General features: G+C 73.2%; 13 protein-coding genes. 7 read left to right on the top strand and 6 right to left on the bottom strand.

Annotated features, from left to right (window positions below):
• The first annotated feature begins 102 nt into the window (after window positions 1-102).
• On the top strand, window positions 103-1389 hold the full coding sequence (locus tag ACFVWY_RS25300; protein WP_389876508.1) for an MFS transporter: 1287 nt from the start codon (window positions 103-105) through the stop codon (window positions 1387-1389).
• Window positions 1390-1428: 39 nt separating this feature from the next.
• Here the strand turns inward: ACFVWY_RS25300 and ACFVWY_RS25305 are convergent, their stop codons facing one another.
• The 3 genes from ACFVWY_RS25305 to ACFVWY_RS25315 form a co-directional block, all read right to left on the bottom strand.
• Window positions 1429-2508: a response regulator gene (locus ACFVWY_RS25305; protein ID WP_389876510.1), complete on the bottom strand. Its 1080-nt coding sequence runs from the start codon at window positions 2506-2508 to the stop codon at window positions 1429-1431.
• Window positions 2501-2746: a hypothetical protein gene (locus ACFVWY_RS25310; protein WP_389876511.1), complete on the bottom strand. Its 246-nt coding sequence runs from the start codon at window positions 2744-2746 to the stop codon at window positions 2501-2503. Before ACFVWY_RS25310 ends, ACFVWY_RS25305 begins: the two co-directional genes overlap by 8 nt.
• A gap of 334 nt (window positions 2747-3080) precedes the next feature.
• Window positions 3081-4094, bottom strand: a complete 1014-nt coding sequence (locus ACFVWY_RS25315; RefSeq protein WP_389876512.1) for a zinc-binding dehydrogenase — start codon at window positions 4092-4094, stop codon at window positions 3081-3083.
• A gap of 122 nt (window positions 4095-4216) precedes the next feature.
• Here ACFVWY_RS25315 and ACFVWY_RS25320 point away from each other — a divergent pair, with 122 nt between their 5' ends.
• Together ACFVWY_RS25320 and ACFVWY_RS25325 are read left to right on the top strand one after the other, a co-directional pair.
• Window positions 4217-4816, top strand: coding sequence for a TetR/AcrR family transcriptional regulator (locus ACFVWY_RS25320; protein WP_389876514.1), 600 nt, complete (start codon window positions 4217-4219; stop codon window positions 4814-4816).
• 143 nt (window positions 4817-4959) lie between these two features.
• On the top strand, window positions 4960-5658 hold the full coding sequence (locus ACFVWY_RS25325; RefSeq protein WP_389876515.1) for a DUF1326 domain-containing protein: 699 nt from the start codon (window positions 4960-4962) through the stop codon (window positions 5656-5658).
• Between the two features lie 95 nt (window positions 5659-5753).
• Here ACFVWY_RS25325 and ACFVWY_RS25330 read toward each other — a convergent pair whose 3' ends face one another.
• A complete protein-coding gene (locus ACFVWY_RS25330) occupies window positions 5754-6482 on the bottom strand; it encodes a response regulator (protein ID WP_389876517.1) in 729 nt (242 codons plus the stop codon).
• Window positions 6479-7789 (bottom strand): sensor histidine kinase, encoded by a 1311-nt coding sequence (locus tag ACFVWY_RS25335; RefSeq protein ID WP_389876569.1) that lies wholly within the window; start codon window positions 7787-7789, stop codon window positions 6479-6481. The genes ACFVWY_RS25330 and ACFVWY_RS25335 overlap by 4 nt, the downstream gene beginning before the upstream one ends.
• Window positions 7790-8006: 217 nt before the next feature.
• Here ACFVWY_RS25335 and ACFVWY_RS25340 point away from each other — a divergent pair, with 217 nt between their 5' ends.
• Both ACFVWY_RS25340 and ACFVWY_RS25345 read left to right on the top strand, forming a co-directional pair.
• On the top strand, window positions 8007-8714 hold the full coding sequence (locus tag ACFVWY_RS25340; RefSeq protein WP_389876518.1) for an ABC transporter ATP-binding protein: 708 nt from the start codon (window positions 8007-8009) through the stop codon (window positions 8712-8714).
• On the top strand, window positions 8711-11044 hold the full coding sequence (locus ACFVWY_RS25345; RefSeq protein WP_389876520.1) for an ABC transporter permease: 2334 nt from the start codon (window positions 8711-8713) through the stop codon (window positions 11042-11044). The genes ACFVWY_RS25340 and ACFVWY_RS25345 overlap by 4 nt, the downstream gene beginning before the upstream one ends.
• A gap of 642 nt (window positions 11045-11686) precedes the next feature.
• Here ACFVWY_RS25345 and ACFVWY_RS25350 read toward each other — a convergent pair.
• Window positions 11687-12520 (bottom strand): ribonuclease activity regulator RraA, encoded by an 834-nt coding sequence (locus ACFVWY_RS25350; RefSeq protein WP_389876521.1) that lies wholly within the window; start codon window positions 12518-12520, stop codon window positions 11687-11689.
• A 91-nt stretch (window positions 12521-12611) separates the two neighbouring features.
• On the opposite strand from ACFVWY_RS25350, the gene ACFVWY_RS25355 reads away from it, so the two are divergent.
• On the top strand, window positions 12612-13898 hold the full coding sequence (locus ACFVWY_RS25355) for an alpha-L-fucosidase (protein WP_389876523.1): 1287 nt from the start codon (window positions 12612-12614) through the stop codon (window positions 13896-13898).
• Window positions 13895-15955, top strand: coding sequence for a heparinase (locus ACFVWY_RS25360; protein ID WP_389876525.1), 2061 nt, complete (start codon window positions 13895-13897; stop codon window positions 15953-15955). Before ACFVWY_RS25355 ends, ACFVWY_RS25360 begins: the two co-directional genes overlap by 4 nt.
• Window positions 15956-16013 lie beyond the last annotated feature (58 nt).

Genomic DNA, 16013 nt, shown 5'->3' on the forward strand with positions numbered 1-16013 from the left:
GCCACCGCGCGTACGCCTGACGGCCCCCTTGGCGCACCCGGTCCTCCGGCCCCGCGGGGCCCGTGCCCGCTCCCCCGCCTCAGGCCCTAAGGACTTCCGCCTGTGAATACCGCCACCACCGCGCCCGCCCCGTCGGCCGACGGCTCCGCCCGCCCGGTGCGGCTGGGGCTGCGCGAGAACGCGCTCCAGTTCACCCTGCTGATCATCGTGAACGTGGCCGTGGGCGGTCTGGTGGGCCTGGAGCGCACCACCGTCCCGTTGATCGGCTCCGAGACATTCGGCCTGACCAGCGATATGGCCGTCTTCTCCTTCATCATCGCCTTCGGGCTCACCAAGGCGTTCACCAATCTCGCCGCCGGGGCGCTCACCGCCCGCTTCCGCCGCAAGCAGCTGCTCGTGGCGGGCTGGCTGATCGGTGTCCCCGTCCCCTTCGCCCTCGCGTACGCGCCCTCGTGGGGGTGGATCGTCGCCGCCAACGTCCTGCTCGGCCTCAACCAGGGCCTGACCTGGTCGATGACGGTCAACATGAAGATCGATCTCGTCGGCCCGGCCCGGCGCGGGCTCGCCACCGGCCTGAACGAGGCCGCCGGATACACCGCCGTCGGCGTCACCGCCCTGGTCAGCGGCTACCTCGCCACCGGCTACGGCCTGCGCCCCGTTCCCGAGCTCATCGGTGTCGTCTTCGTGGTCGCGGGTCTCGCCCTGACACTGGTGGTCCGTGACACCGCCGCCCACGCCTCCCTCGAACTGGCCCGCCACGCCGCACCCCTGCCCACCGGCGAGGACGCCGGGCTGAAGGCGGCGTTCGCCCGCACGTCGTGGCGCGACCGCTCGCTGCGCGGCGCCAGCCAGGCCGGGCTGATCAACAACCTCAACGACGGCCTCACCTGGGGTGTCTTCCCCCTGCTCTTCACCGACCACGGGCTCGGGCTCGCCGCCGTCGGCCTCGTCAAGGGCCTCTACCCCATCCTGTGGGGCCTCGGGCAGATCCCCACCGGCCACCTCGCCGACCGCGTCGGCCGCAAACCCCTCATCGTGACCGGCATGCTCGTCCAGTCGGGCGGCCTCGTCCTCGCCCTCGTCCTCCTCGACCGGCCGCTGCTCGCCGGAATCCTGTCGGCCGTCGCCCTCGGGCTCGGTACCGCCATGGTCTACCCGGCCCTCATCGCGTCCGTCTCCGACCACGCCCACCCGGCATGGCGCGCCAACGCCCTCGGCACCTACCGCTTCTGGCGCGACATCGGCTACGCCGCCGGAGCCCTGGTGGCCGGGCTCCTCGCCGACTGGATCGGCCTCGACGCCACCGTCGTCGCCGCGGCCGCCCTCACCGCCGCCTCCGGGCTCCTCGCCGCCCGCTGGATCACCGAGCACCGGCCCGGCGCCCGATGACGAGGGCGGCCGGGCGGGTGTCCGCTCGTGGTGCGGGGGTCACTGCTGGGCGCGGCGCTCCAGGTAGATGGAGGTGAAGACGGCGACCTTGGCCCGCAGCGCCCAGGGGTCGAAGGGTTTGCTGATGTAGTCGACGGCACCGGCCGCGTACCCGCGGGCGGAGTGATCGGGATCCACGCCCATCGCGGTGAGGAAGATGATGGGGACGTCACGGTTGCGGGGGCGGCGTTTGATGTGCGCGCACGTTTCGTAGCCGTCCATCTCCGGCATCTGCACGTCCATGATGATGACGGCGAAGTCGTCGTGGTCGAGCAGGGCCTTGAGCGCTTCGCGCCCGGAGGAGACGGTGACGAGTTCCTGGTTGAGGGAGGCCAGCACCGCGGTCATCGCGAGCAGGTTGCCCGGCTGGTCATCCACGATGAGGATCTTGGGCATGTCACAGGCCACGGCGGCGGGCAGCGGGGCCGTCGATTCCTCGACGGCGTCCAGCTGACGTTCGAGCAGGTCGCAGCGGTCCTCGGCCGCGATCCGCAGGGCGCGTGCCTCGCGGAGTTCCTCGCTCAGCCGCTGCACATCGAGCCGTAGCGCGTTGCGTTCCTGGAGGAGGCCGGAGACGTCGGGGTGGGCCGCCGCCAGCTCGTCGGCCCGCCGCCGTTCGGCGATCCGGTCGGCCTCCAGCTGGCTGAGGCGTACCTCCAGGTCCGCGATGCGGTGCGTGCGGTCCAGCAGCGCGTCACCCAGAACGTCGCCGCGGACGCTCGACCTCCGGGAGACCCGGTCGGCGTCGGCCAGCTGCTGTTCCAGGATCTCCACCGCGTGCCTGGGAGAGGCCCCGGCGTCGACGGCCGCCCCGTACAGCCCGCGTACGAACTCGATGGCCTCGGTGGTGATCGCGGCGCCGCGGTGTTCGGCGAGATCGGTGAAGAGGTCCGTGATCACCTGCCAGGGGGGTAAACGGGTGCCGTTCAGGTAGCGCGAGAACGTTCCCGGATCACGCTGGCGCCGGGCCGCGTACCGGCGTACCGACACGTTCATCCCCTCGAACAGCCCCCGCAGGGCCTGGGCGAGGGCGCGGGAGGTGTCGGTGAGCTCCTCTCCCAGCGGTCGCAGCTCACCCACGTCGCTCACCCCGCCCGCCGTCGGCGCCCGAGTGATCGCGCCGTCGGCCCTGGCCGCCTTCGGCGTCGACGAGGTGGTTGAAGAAGGGAACGGCCAGTGCCGCGGCGCCCAGGCCCGCGAGCAGGCTGCGCGGGGCTCCTTCCCCCGCGAGCGCGGTCAGCCCGCCTGCCGTCGCACCGACGAGCAGAGCGAGCAGGAACACCAAGGTCGTTCTCAGGGAGAGCAGCGGCCGGTCCACCCGGGCCTCCATTCGTACGCCCCACCAGACGGAGGGGAGCCTGTCACCCGTCCGGTGGATCGCGGAAGGGGAATCACAGCATGGAGGACGAGGAACCCGTTGCGCTCCGCAACTGAACGGCAGACGCAACGGTGGACTCGTTGCCACCCCTCGTCACCGGTACGGCGGCCGGTGTCCGGGCTGGTCGAAGGGGTGGCGTCGGCGCGCGGTGCGCGACTGTTGCGCCGCAACACCGCGGGTGGGCCGCAACGCGTGTTCGGCCCGTTTCCGTACGAGAGATGACGAGAGAGGAGGAGAGGTACCGAATCGTCTTGCCGCGAGGGCCGGGGGCCGGTCAGGGGCGCAGGATCAGCCGGATCGGATCGCCGGTCTTGTTCTCCAGCCGCTCCACCGCCTCGGCGGCCCCGGCCAGCGGGAGCTCGCCGCTGATCGACGCGGAGAAGTCCAGTCGGCCGCCCTGGAGCAGGGTCAGCAGCTGGGGCAGGGCGACCGGCATGTCCGAGCCGTAGTGGCCGAGGATCCGCTGCTGGAGGTAGCTGAAGCGGGTGCCGTCGGCGACGGTCAGCGGCTGGTCGGTCAGGCCCACGAGCACCAGTCGGCCCTTGGGCGCGAGGACCGACAGCGCTTGTTCGCGGACGGCCGGCACACCGGCGAAGTCGAAGGCGGCGGCGAGTCCGGCGCCGCCGGTGGCGGCGGCGATCCGCTCGCGCAGCGCCGGGTCACCGGAGTCGAGCACCAGGTCCGCGCCCTGGGCGAGGGCGCGTTCGCGGGCGGTGGGGTTGGGGTCGACCGCGATGACGGGGCACGCGCCGACGGCCCGCAGCAGCTGGACGGCGTGGACGCCGAGTCCGCCGACGCCCCAGACGCCCACGGCTTCGGCGGGCTTCACGGCAGCCGTGACGGTGATCGCGCCCCAGGGCGTGGAGACCGCGTCCGGGATGATCGCGCCCTGGTCGAAGGGGATGGCGTCGGGGAGTTCCGTGAGGGCGTCCTCGGCACAGAGCGCGTACTCGGCCCAGCCGCCGTCGTAGTCCACGCCACGGGTGTACGTGACGCCGTCGCGGACCTCGCCCGCGTACAGCACGACCCGTCGGCCGGGGGTCCAGCGGGTGACGCCGGGCCCGGTCTCCGCGATGGTGCCGGACACCTCGTGGCCCAGGGTGACCGTGTCACCGCTCAGCAGCAGCGGTGTGAGGGTGCCGTCGATGAGGTGGACGTCCGACAGGCAGACACCCGCGGCCTCCACCTTCACCAGGACCTGGCCGGGACCGGGGGCGGGCTTCGCGACTTCCTCGATCCGCAGCGTACGGCTGGGTACGTGCAGCCGGGCGGCAAGCATCTGCTCCATGACAAGGCCTCCTTGGCGTGGCGGCGACCCCGGGACCTCAAGGCCCGTAACGCAAGTCGCCTTGCGATGAAACGTACGTCCGCATTCCGGGTAAAGCAAGTGGACCTGCGTTAGGGTGGAGCATGAATCCGCCCGACCCGAACACACCGCCCTTGCGCCGCCGCGGGGCCCGGATGCGCTCCGCCGTCCTCTCGGCCACCGTGGACGTCCTGACGGAGCACGGGCTCGCCGGCACCACCGTCGGCGCCGTCGCCCGCGCGGCAGGCGTCCACGAGACCTCCGTCTACCGGCGGTGGGGATCGCGCGAGAAGCTGATCCTGGAAGCGCTGACCGAGCAGCTCGACGCGGCGATGCCGGTGCCGGACACCGGTCACGTCCAGGACGACCTCACCCTCTACTTCGGCGCGCTGGCCCGGCTGCTCGCGACGGCGCAGGGCGAGGCCCTGCTGCGGCTGAGTGCCGAACGCGACGGCACCCTGCCCGGCCATCGCCTCGGCTACTGGACCGAGCGCCTCGAACGCGGCGCCGTCATGGTCCGCCGGGGCGTCGAGCGCGGTGAACTCGCGCCGGGCACGGACCCGGGCCTCGTCATCGAGGCGATCAGCGGCGCCTTGTTCACCCGCGCCCTCATCAGCGGAGCACCTCTCGACGAACACTTCGCCGGACGACTCGTCGCCCTGGCGCTCACCGGCGCGCTCCCCCGCCCCCCGGCCGGCCTCTGAACCGGCACCGGCCCACTCCGGCAGAAGGACACCACAGAGCCAACAAGATACCCTCGGGGGGTACTTGACGCACGAACCGCCCGCACCCTAACCTGATCCCACGATACCCCCTAGGGGTATAAGCGATCCAGGAGGAGACCACTATGTGCACCACTTCCGCCGTATCGCAGAGCACCCCCGCCGTCGTCCGCGCGGGCACGGGTGACGGCACGCTGCCCGACTGGCACCTGCGGGGCGAGTGGTTCGACGTGTGCAGCTGCGCGCTGCCCTGCCCCTGCACGTTCGCCCAGGCGCCGACCCACGGGGACTGCCTCTTCACGCTCGTCTGGCAGGTTCACGAGGGGCACTTCGGGGATGTACGCCTGGACGGTCTGGGCGTGGTGGCGCTGGGTGAGTTCGCCGGGAACATGTGGGTCGGCGACCCGGACGCCACGATGAAGGTGATGCTCTACATCGACGCCAAGGGCGACCAGGCCCAGCGTGACGCGCTGGAGCAGATATTCGCCGGTCATGTCGGTGGCTGGCCGGGGCAGTTCGGCTCGCTCATCAGCGAGCTGCGCGAGGTGCGGTACGCGCCGGTCCACTTCGACGCCGCGGAGGACCTCTCGTACTGGCGGGCCCGTGTCGCCGACTCGGTCTCCGTCGGCGCGACCGCCCTCACCGGCCCCACCGCCGACCCCTCCCGCCGTGTCCAGCTGGTCAACGCTCCGGGCGCCGAGGTCGGCCCCGGCCAGATCGCCACCTGGGGTGTCGTCGAGAGCGACCACGCGGAAGGGTTCGACTTCTCCCACGAGTACCGCGGGGGGTCCAGCAAGCACTTCCCGTTCGACTGGCGCCCCTGACCACGGGGCACTTCCCCGGCGCGGCGGTCCGGCTCCACTCCCGGGGCCGGACCGCCGCGCTTCCCCGGCCGGGCACGGCGGCGGCCTCCCTCGGTCTACGGCTGCTCGGCGGCCTCCCGCTCACCGGCGCTGACCAGTCCGGTCTCATAGGCGACGATGACGGCCTGAACACGGTCACGGAGCCTGAGCTTGGCGAGGATGCGGGCGACGTGCGTCTTGACCGTAGCCTCGGCCAGGTGGAGGCGGGCCGCGAGTTCGGTGTTGCTCAGCCCTCGGGCCAGCAGGCCGAGGACCTCCAGTTCGCGCGGGGTGAGCGAGGCGAGGTCGCGGTGGAGGCCGGCGGTGTCGCTGCCGTGCCGGGTGAACCGCTGTACGAGGCGCCGGGTGATGGCGGGGGCGAGGAGCGCGTCGCCGGTGCGGACCGTGCGGACGGCCGAGACCAGCTGCTCGGGAGTGACGTCCTTGAGGAGGAAGCCGCTGGCTCCGGCGGACAGGGCGGCGTAGACGTACCGGTCGAGGTCGAAGGTGGTCAGGATGATGACGCGGGGCCGGCCGGGGAGCGGGGGCTCTTCCGTCCGGACGGAGTGGTCGGCCCGTGGATCGGTGAGGATGCGGCGGGTGGCTTCCAGGCCGTCCATCTCCGGCATCCTGACATCCATGAGGACCACGTCGGGGCGGGTGCGGCGGACCGCCGCGACCGCTTCGGCCCCGTTGGCCGCCTCGGCGACGACCTCGATGCCGCCGGCACCGAGGATCATGCGGAATCCGGTGCGCACCAGGGTCTGGTCGTCGGCCAGGAGCACCCGCGTCTGCTGCTCGGTCACGGCGCCTCCAGGGGGATCAGGGCTTCCACACGGTAGCCGCCGGTCATCCGGCGGCCGCTGCTCAGGGTTCCGCCGTAGACGGCGAGGCGCTCGCGCAGGCCGATCAGGCCCCGGCCGCTCCCGGCCGCCGCACCCTGACCCGGGCGTCCGCCGGTGTCGGTGACCTCCACCCGGAGGCGTTCGGGGCCCTGTTCGACGGTCACCGAGGCGGTGGCGCCGGACGCGTGCTTCACGGTGTTGGTCAGCGCCTCCTGGACCACGCGGTAGACGGCCAGTCCGACACCGGGCGGGATCGCCCGGGACGCACCGGTCATGGTCAGTCCGACCGGCAGGCCCGCGTCCCGCACGCCCGCGACGAGCGTGGCCAGCTGGTCGAGGCCGGGCTGCGGGGCCAGTTCCGCGCCCGCTTCGGCCACAGCCCCGGCCCCGCACGCCGGTTCGCCCTCGTCGGTCATGGTGAGCAGCCCCATGACGTGCCGCAGTTCGGTCATGGCCGCCCTCCCTCCGGCCTCGACGGCCAGCAACGCCTCACCGGCCTGCTCGGGGGAGGTCCGCATCACGGTGCGGGCCGCGCCCGCCTGGATGACCATCACGCTGACGTTGTGGGTGACGACGTCGTGCAGTTCACGGGCGATCCTCGCGCGCTCGTACGCCACCGCCCGGCGCAGCGCCCCGGCCTGTTCGCGTTCCAGCGCGGCGAGCCGACTCCGCCCTTCGTCGGTCCGGTGCTTCCAGGTCCGCAGCCCGAGGGCGGCACCCGCCATCGGGACCAGGATGAGCAGGACGATGTACTCATTGGGGACGATCGGCGTGACCGAGTCCCCCGACAGGCCGACCAGGAGGACCGACACCGGCAGGGCCGCCAGGGTCGCCGTCCGGTAGGGGCTGTGGACGGCGGCGCTGTAGACGGCGATCACGAATGCGTAGAGCGTCAGCCTCAGCACGCTCTGCGGTGTGACCAGGACCGCGGCCGTTACGACGCACAGCACGGCGAGCGGAAAGCGCCGCCGCAGGGCCACCGCGCCCGACGCGACGACCGCGAGCGCCACCATGAGGGCCATGCCGCCGGGACCGGCCGGGCGCGGTACGACGTACTCGACACCGGGTGCGATCTCGCGCACCACGGTGACGTTGACGTTGTCGATGCCGTAATGGACCGTGGCGACACCGAGCACCAGCGCCAGCAGAAGGTCGAACTGCCAGGCGCGGCGGCCGAGCCGGGGCGGCGGGCCGGTCGGGAACCTGGCACCGCGCACGGTGTCGCGGGCCAGGGTCCACAGCCGCTCCAGCTCCGCACGCGTGTTCATCACCGGTTCATTGTCGCCGCCCTCTCCCCTGCCGGGAGTCCGCCCCGGCGGCTGTTCCCTGCGCTTCGTCTGCACCGGGCGACTACGTCGCGGGGATGACGTCTCGGCGGCTGGTCCCGGCGCGGTACGGCAAGGGGTCCGGGCGGGCGACGCGCGCCGGGCGCGCGCGCTCCTAGCGTCCGGGAGGTCCGGCCGCACGTGTCGAAGGAGTCCATGAATGAACCTGCCGCTGATCGAACTGCGCGAAGTGAGCCGACGGTACGACGACGGCCCGCCCGCCCTGAGCGACGCGTCGCTGACCGTGCGGTCCGGCGAGGCCGTCGCGATCCTCGGCCCTTCCGGCAGCGGCAAGTCCACGCTGCTCAACCTGATCGCGGGGCTGGACCGGCCGGACACGGGAACCGTCACCGTGGACGGAGTCCGGGTGGACCGGCTGGGCGAGGCCGGGTCGGCCCGCTACCGGCGGTCGCGGATCGGCATGGTCTTCCAGTTCTTCAACCTGCTCGACGATCTGACCGTCACCGACAACGTCGTCCTGCCCGCCCAGCTCGCGGGCATGGCACGCGGCGAGGCCGCCCGCCGGGCCACGGAGCTCCTGGAGAGCCTCGGCATCGACCGGCACGCCCGCGCCCGCCCCGGGCGGTTGTCCGGCGGCGAACGGCAACGCGTCGCGGTGGCGAGGGCGTTGATGAACCGGCCGCCGCTGCTCCTGGCCGACGAGCCGACCGGAGCCCTGGACACGGCCGCGGGACGGGACGTCAGCAGACTGCTCGCCGAACTCAACGCCGAGGGCCAGACCATCGTCGTCGTCACCCACGACCTGGCCCTGGCCCGCTCCTGCACCCACCGTACGGTCAGGATCGCCGACGGCCGGATCATCGAGGACGTCCGGTCGCACACCGCCGCCGAGGAGTCTGTCCGATGAGCGCGCTCGGCACGGTGGTGCGCGCGGGGGTGGGGCGGCGCCGGGTGCAGATGCTGGTGATCGGGCTCACCACGCTGATGGCGGTGGCCGCCTCCGTCCTGGGCGGATCGCTGCTGGTGGTCTCCGGCGCGCCCTTCGACGACGCCTTCGAGGGGCAGCGCGGAGCGCATCTGTCCGTCCAGTTCGACGCGGGCGGGGTGAGCGCCGGACGGCTGGAGGAGTCCGGGTACGCGAAAGGCGTCAGCGCCGCGGCCGGGCCGTTCCGCACGGCGACGGTCACACCGCGGGCGGACGGGGCGGGTCCGGGGTGGCCGATGACCGTGGTCGGCCGGGGCGGTCCTGGCCGGGAGGTGGACGCGGTGGCGCTGCTCGACGGGCGGTGGGCGGTCCGCACCGGTGAGATCGTGCTCTCCGCGGACTCCCCGGTGATCCCGACCCTGGGCAGGAAGCTCGCCCTCGCCCGTCCGCCGGGCGGCCCGGCGCTGACGGTGGTGGGGGTGGCCCGCTCGGTCACGGGCACTGCCGACGCCTGGGTCGCACCGTCGCAGATGCCCGCGCTCACCGCGCCCGGCAGCGGCGGCTACCAGATGCTCTACCGCTTCACGGCCGCGGACACCGACGCACGGATCGACGCGGGCACCAGGACCGTGACGGCGTCCCTGCCCGAAGGCGCGGCCGTCGGCGAGCGGTCCTGGCTCACCGTCAGGAGGAGTGCCGAGCGCGACACCGCTCTCTACGTGCCGTTCCTCATGGCGTTCGGTGTCCTCGGCCTGGTCATGTCGGTCCTCATCGTCGGCAATGTCGTCGCCTCGGCCGTGGGGACCGGGAGGCGCCGGATCGGCATCCTCAAGGCCGTCGGCCTCACTCCGGCCCAGGTCGTACGGGCCTATGTGGGCCAGGCGCTGATCCCGGCCGCGGCCGGCACGGGGCTCGGTGTGCTCGTCGGCCACCTGCTCGCGGTGCCGGTGCTGGCCGAGACCGGGGACGTCTACGGCACTACGCCCCTGGCCATCACGCCCTGGGTCGACCTGGCGGTGGCCGCCGGGGTGCTGTGCCTGGTGGCGGGGACCGCGTGGGCGAGTGCCGGGCGGGCCGGACGGCTGCGCACGGTCGACGCGCTCGCCGTGGGGCGTACGGCTTCGGCGGAGCGGGGGCGGTGGGCGGCCCGGACCGCCGCACGGCTGCCGCTGCCGCGGCCGGTCGCCCTGGGGCTGGCCCGGCCCTTCGCGCGGCCGGCCCGCGCGCTGGCCATGGGCACGGCGGTTCTGTTCGGCGCCGCCGCCGTCACCTTCACCGTCGGGCTGGGTGCTTCGCTCGGCCAGGTGATGAAGGCCAAGGCCCACGATGCCGCCGATGTCACTGTGCCCGCGCCTGACTTCGTCCCCGGGGCCAGGCAGCGGCCCCAGGCCGATCCCGCGGCGGTCGCCGCGGCCGTCGAAGCCGCCGCCGGGACCGCGAAGCACTACAGCGCCGCGACGACAGCGGCGTCCGTGTCCGGCCTCACCGGCACCGTCCATGTGGTCGCCTTCACCGGCGACGCCTCCTGGGGCGGGTACACCATGGTCTCGGGCCGCTGGATCGGCGGACCCGGAGAAGCCGCTGTTCCGAGCGGGCTCCTCTCCGCCGCCGGAGTCCGGATCGGCGACACCATCACCCTGAGCGGCCTGGCCGCTCCGGTCGCGGTGCGGATCGTCGGGGAGGTCCTGGACCCCCGCAACGACGGGATGCAGGTCTTCACCGATGCCTCGGCCCTGGCGGCCGCACGTCCCGGCCCGACGCGGACGAGCCATCACATCGCGGTCAGACCGGGCACCGACGTCGCCCGCTACGTCGACGCGCTGAACGAGGACCTGGCGCCGCTGGGAGCCACCGCCCAGGCCGGCGGACCCGGTGCGGACAGCGACATGGTCGTCACGCTCAACGCGCTGTCCGCGCTCCTCACCCTGATGCTCGTCGCCGTCGCGGCGCTCGGTGTGCTCAATGGCGTCCTGCTCGACACCCGCGAGCGGGTCCGGGAGATCGGGATCCACAAGGCGCTCGGCATGACGCCCCGGCAGACCCTCACCATGGTCGTGACCTCGGTCGTCGTGACCGGGCTGGCCGCCGGTGCGCTGGGCGTGCCGCTCGGCGTGGCGCTGCACCACTGGGTCATGCCCGCGATGGGTGACGGCGCCGGGCTGCGCCTCCCCCGCTCCGTCCTCGCCGTCTACCACACCGCCGAGCTCCTCCCCCTCACGCTCGGCGGCCTGCTCATCGCCGTCCTCGGCGCGCTCCTGCCCGGCACCTGGGCCGCCCGGTCCCGGACCGCCACGGCCCTGCGCACCGAGTAGGGGCCGGGCGCGTCTTGCCGGGGACGGGGCCGGGACCACGGCGGGACGCGCGCGCCCGGGTCATCCCGAGGAGCCGGAGCCGCCACCCGGGGACGGTCCGCCGAGCGCGCGCTCCAGGGTGCGTGCCTCGTCGGCGGGCGGAACGCAGCCGGCTCGCGGGCGCAGCCGTCCGCGTCGAGACGGAGCGGAATCTCCGCCAGGAGCGAGGCGCGTGGGCGTACGTGGTCGCGGGCCGCGATCGCCGCTCCAGGCTGCCCAACCGGGTCCTGGCGCACCTGGGCGCGGGGCCTGGCCGGCGGACCCGCGCTTTCGTTCGGGAGCCCGGTGCGGTCGCCGACGTTCCCGCGGAGACCGGCGCGCACCGTGGCCAAGCGCGGGTTGAAGGTGCCGCGGCGCATCCGCCAGCCGCCGTGCTCGAACGGGACGGACAGCTGACGCGGGAAGGGGAGCCCGGCGCTGTGCTCACGGGCCGCGCCACCGGGCTTCAGCCGGGGGAAGTCCCGGGCGGCGGTCAGGACATCGTGCGCGTAGAGCACCGGATGACCCGCGCTGCCGGGCGGCGGCGCGGCACCGTGCCGACGCGCCGGGGAAGGCGCGACCCGGGGACCGCCCACCGGCGTCGCGCCCGCTCCCGGGCGGGGATCAGGTGGCGGGGCGGCTCGCCAGGTACTCGGTCAGGCCCTCGCCGGTGAGCGGGTAGTAGTCGGAGAGGCGTCCGCCCTCGTCGAGGCGGCGGCGGGCGAACTCCTCGCGGTCCTGGTGCAGCAGGGAGTCCTCGGCGAGCGGGATCGCGTTCTGCTGCGGGACGACCACGGCGCCGTCCTCGTCGGCGACGATCAGGTCGCCGGGCGTCACCAGGGAGCCGCCGACCCCGACGGGCACATTGAACGCGGACGGGAACAGGTCGGTCTGCGAGGCGTAGTGCGGGGTGACCCCGGTGCACCAGACGGGCACGCCGAGGGCACGGATCCGGGCGGCGTCCCGCACCCGGCCGTCCACCACGATTCCCGCGCCGCCGCGCAGCTTGAAGTACCGCACCAGCATGTCGCCGAGGCAGCCGGTGAAATGGCTGCCGTAGGCGGAGACGACCAGCACGTCCCCGGGCTGGATGGATTCGAGGACGCCCCACAGCGCGGTCTTGCGCTCGATGTCCTCCTGCTCCGCGCCGTTGAAGACGTCCTCGCGCTGCGGCAGGAACTGGAGGGTCACGGCGCCGCCAGTGATCTTGACATCCGGATCGCGGTGCAGCGGCACCGGGCCGTCGATGAAGGTCCGGGTGATCCCCGCCTGATGCAGCTTCGCGCAGGCCGTCGCGGCGCTCACGTTCTTGAGCGCGTCCACCATCTGTGCGGTGGGCCGTACGTAGTCCGAGGTGTGGACCGGCGCTCGCATCGACTCGTAACTACGGGTCCGTTCCTTCCCGTTGCTGCGGGTCTCCCCCGCCGACGGCGCTTCCTGGTCCCGAATCGGGTGCATGCCCGTGCCCTTCCGCGTGCTCGCCGCACGCAACGCCAGTGACATCATCGCCTATCGATGGTAGATAACAGCCAATCGATTAGTGATGTCAATGCGTGAGGAGCCTTCCGTGACCGGTGCTTCCCCTCATATCCCCGACTCCGACGGCTGGTTCGAGGCGGCACGCTTCGGGCTGTTCGTCCATTTCGGCCTGTACAGCCTCGCCGCCCGGCACGAGTGGGTGCGCAGCCGGGAGGCCATGTCGCAGCAGGAGTACGACCGTTATCTGCACCGCTTCGATCCCGACCTCTTCGACGCCCGGCAACTCGCCCGTACGACCCGGGAGTCGGGCATGCGGTACGCGGTGCTGACCACCAAGCACCACGACGGTTTCTGCCTGTTCGACTCGGCGCTCACCGACTACACCTCGGTCCGGGCGACCGGCCGCGACCTGGTGCGCGAGTTCGTCGACGCGATGCGCGCCGAGGGGCTGCGGGTCGGTCTGTACTACTCGCTGCTCGACTGGCACCACCCCGGCTTCCCGGTGGACGAGCACCATCCGCTGCGCGGCACCGAGGCGCGGGACGAACCCCGCGACATGGCCGGCTACCGGACGTACATGGAGGGGCAGATCCGTGAACTCCTCACCGGGTACGGCGAGATCGACCTGCTGTTCTTCGACTTCAGCTATCCGGAGAAGGGGCCCGCGGAATGGGGTGCGGAGCGGCTGATGGCGCTGGCGAAGGAGCTGCGGCCGGGCATCCTCGTCAACGACCGGCTGGGCATCCCCGGTGACTATGTGACGCCCGAGCAGTACCAGCCGGACCGGCCGCTGGAGCGCGGCGGCGAGCGGGTGCGGTGGGAGGCCTGCCACACGCTGAACGGTTCGTGGGGATACGACCGGGACAACCAGGACTACAAGGACCCCGCGCTGCTGGTCCGGATGCTGGTGGAATCCGTCGCCTGCGGCGGCAATCTGATCCTGAACGTCGGTCCGACCGGCCGCGGCGCCCTGGACCCCCGGGCCCGCGCCACGCTCGGGACGATCGGCGAGTGGACCGCGCTGCACGCGCGCTCCGTGCACGGCGCGGGGCCGAGCGCGTTCCGGCCGCCCGCGAACGCCCTGTACACACAGTCCGGCAACCGGCTCTACCTGCATCTGCTGGCCTGGCCGCTCAAGCACCTCCATCTGCCGGGGCTGGCCGGGCGGGTGCGGTACGCCCAGCTCCTGCACGACGGGTCGGAGATCCGCTTCCAGGAGCTGGACGGTGCGCGGCACGAGCACAACAACCTCGCGCCGCCGGACCAGCCCGCCGGGACGCTGACCCTGACCCTGCCGATCACCCGGCCCGATGTGCTGCTTCCGGTGATCGAGCTGGAGCTGGACGGGGAGCGGTGAGCCCCGCCACGGGGCCGCTGGGCACCTGCCTCGCGGCGGTGCTCGGAGCCGCGGACGAGGCCGGGCTGGCACGGCTGCTCGGTACCCCGGCCGCCCGGACGGGGGTGCCGGACATCACCCGCCGCGAGGTGTGGGACGCGGTTCCGCGGGAGATACGGGAGCGGGTGCTGGCCGACGCGGAGACGGAGCTCGGGCGGCCGGAACCACGGCTGCCCGCCGGAGCGTGGGCCCGCGCCCTGCGGGACGGGGACCGCGGCACGTACGAGGACGCCGCGTGGGCGCTGCAGGAACGGGTGTCGCTGCTGGTGCTGGCGGCGGTGCTGGCCGACGAGTCGGCCGGGGCCGCCGAGGCCCCCGGGGCCTGCCCGTTCCTGGATGCCGCGATCGACGGGCTGGTGTCCTTCGCCGAGGCCAGTACGTGGTGCTGGGCGCCGCACGACCGCTTCGCGGCACAGCGCGGTGAGCTGGTGCCCGATCCGGACGATCCCTTTCTCGACCTGGGGGCCGCCGAGGCCGGCTCGCTCCTCGCCTGGGCGGACCACGTCCTGGGCCCCCGTCTCGACCGCCGGATGCCGGGGCTCCGGCGGCGGCTGCGCCGCGAGGTGGAGCACCGGGTGCTGGCGCCCTTCGAACGCCGCCGGGACTGGCGCTGGATCGGCACCGAGGGCAACGCCAACAACTGGAATCCATGGATTCACGGCGCCGTGCTCTGCGCCGCGCTGCTGCTCTGCGAGGACGACGCCCGGCGGGCCCGGCTGGTACGCCTGATCGTGGCGGGCCTGGACCACTACGTCCTCACGCTCCCCGACGACGGCGGGATCGACGAGGGAATCGCCTACTGGTGGGCGGGGGCCTGCCGGCTGCTGGAGATCCTCGACCTGCTGGCCGGGGTGGGCGGGCCCGCCCTGGACGCCCGGCGGCTGCCGCTCCTGGGCGAACTGCTGAAGTACCCGCAGCGCATGCACTTCGGCGATGACTGGTACGTGAACGTGGGCGACGCCCCGGCCCGGCTCGCCGCCGGACAGCCCTGGCAGGTCCCCTTCCGCTGGGGACTGCGGCTCGGGCAGCCGGCCACGGCGGCCCACGCCCTGGCCGGGGCCCGCCGGCAGCGCGACGCCGCGCCGCCGCGCGCCGGGCTCGGCCGGGCCCTGACCGCACTGGCCGACGCGCGCTGGTGCCGCGCGGTCGTGGCCGACGTACCGGCCTGTGACGCGCCGGGCCTCCACGCGGCCGGGCCCGCAACGCCCTGGCTGGCCGCGCACACCTGGCTCCCCCGGCTCCAGATCCTGCTGGCCCGGGAGAAGGCGGCGAGCACCGAGGGGATCGCGGTCGCCGTGAAGGCCGGGCACAACGACGAGCACCACAATCACCTGGACGTCGGCAGCTACTGGGTGGCAGTGGACGGGCGGCCCCTGGTCGTGGACGTCGGCCGTCCCACGTACACCGCCCGGACCTTCGGGCCGGACCGCTACGCCGACTGGCCGTTCCAGAGCTCCTGGCACAACGTCCCCGAGCCGGGCGCCCCGCAGCAGCCGGGCCCCGCCCACCGGGCCGGGGACGTACGCGTCGAACTCGGCCCAGACGGAGCCGGGATGACCGCGGAGATCGGCGGGGCCTATCCGCCCGGCGCGCTCACCCGCTGGCACCGCACGGTCCGCCTGCTGCGGGCCGACGGGGAGGCGGACGCGCAGGTGAGCGTCGAGGACCGGTGGGAGGGCGTCGGCACCGACGTGGCGCTCCATCACGTGCTGGCCGGTGAGGTCACGTACGGGGACGGCTGGGCCACCGTCACCGCGTCCGGGGACCACGGCCTGATGCTGCGCTGGAACCCGCTCCACGCGGACGTCCGCGTCGTACGCAGGGCACTCGACGACCCGCTGCTGAAACAGAGTTGGGGTGATCATCTGAGCCGGCTGACGCTCATGGTGCGCGCCCCCGCACCCCAAGGCCGTTTCGCCGTGCGGTGGTTGCCGTACGGCCCCGGTCGGCCGGAGTATCAAAAACCGACCGCAGAGGTTTGCGGCAGCACTCTTGAAGAAGCGGAGTGCCACCCCTAGCATCAGCAATCGATAGACGATAGACACAGAGGCGAGGGCCTCACCCGCCTCCATCTCA

It is taken from the genome of Streptomyces sp. NPDC058195, assembly GCF_042883525.1.
In the GTDB taxonomy this organism is placed as follows: domain Bacteria; phylum Actinomycetota; class Actinomycetes; order Streptomycetales; family Streptomycetaceae; genus Streptomyces.

Bases quoted from the DNA above. Each gene is read 5' to 3' on its own strand.
- ACFVWY_RS25315 (WP_389876512.1), bottom strand. From the start codon at position 4,094: ATGGAGCAGATGCTTGCCGCCCGGCTGCACGTACCCAGCCGTACGCTG.
- ACFVWY_RS25320 (WP_389876514.1), top strand. From the start codon at position 4,217: ATGAATCCGCCCGACCCGAACACACCGCCCTTGCGCCGCCGCGGGGCC.
- ACFVWY_RS25325 (WP_389876515.1), top strand. From the start codon at position 4,960: ATGTGCACCACTTCCGCCGTATCGCAGAGCACCCCCGCCGTCGTCCGC.
- ACFVWY_RS25335 (WP_389876569.1), bottom strand. From the start codon at position 7,789: ATGAACACGCGTGCGGAGCTGGAGCGGCTGTGGACCCTGGCCCGCGAC.
- ACFVWY_RS25340 (WP_389876518.1), top strand. From the start codon at position 8,007: ATGAACCTGCCGCTGATCGAACTGCGCGAAGTGAGCCGACGGTACGAC.
- ACFVWY_RS25345 (WP_389876520.1), top strand. From the start codon at position 8,711: ATGAGCGCGCTCGGCACGGTGGTGCGCGCGGGGGTGGGGCGGCGCCGG.
- ACFVWY_RS25350 (WP_389876521.1), bottom strand. From the start codon at position 12,520: ATGCACCCGATTCGGGACCAGGAAGCGCCGTCGGCGGGGGAGACCCGC.
- ACFVWY_RS25355 (WP_389876523.1), top strand. From the start codon at position 12,612: ATGCGTGAGGAGCCTTCCGTGACCGGTGCTTCCCCTCATATCCCCGAC.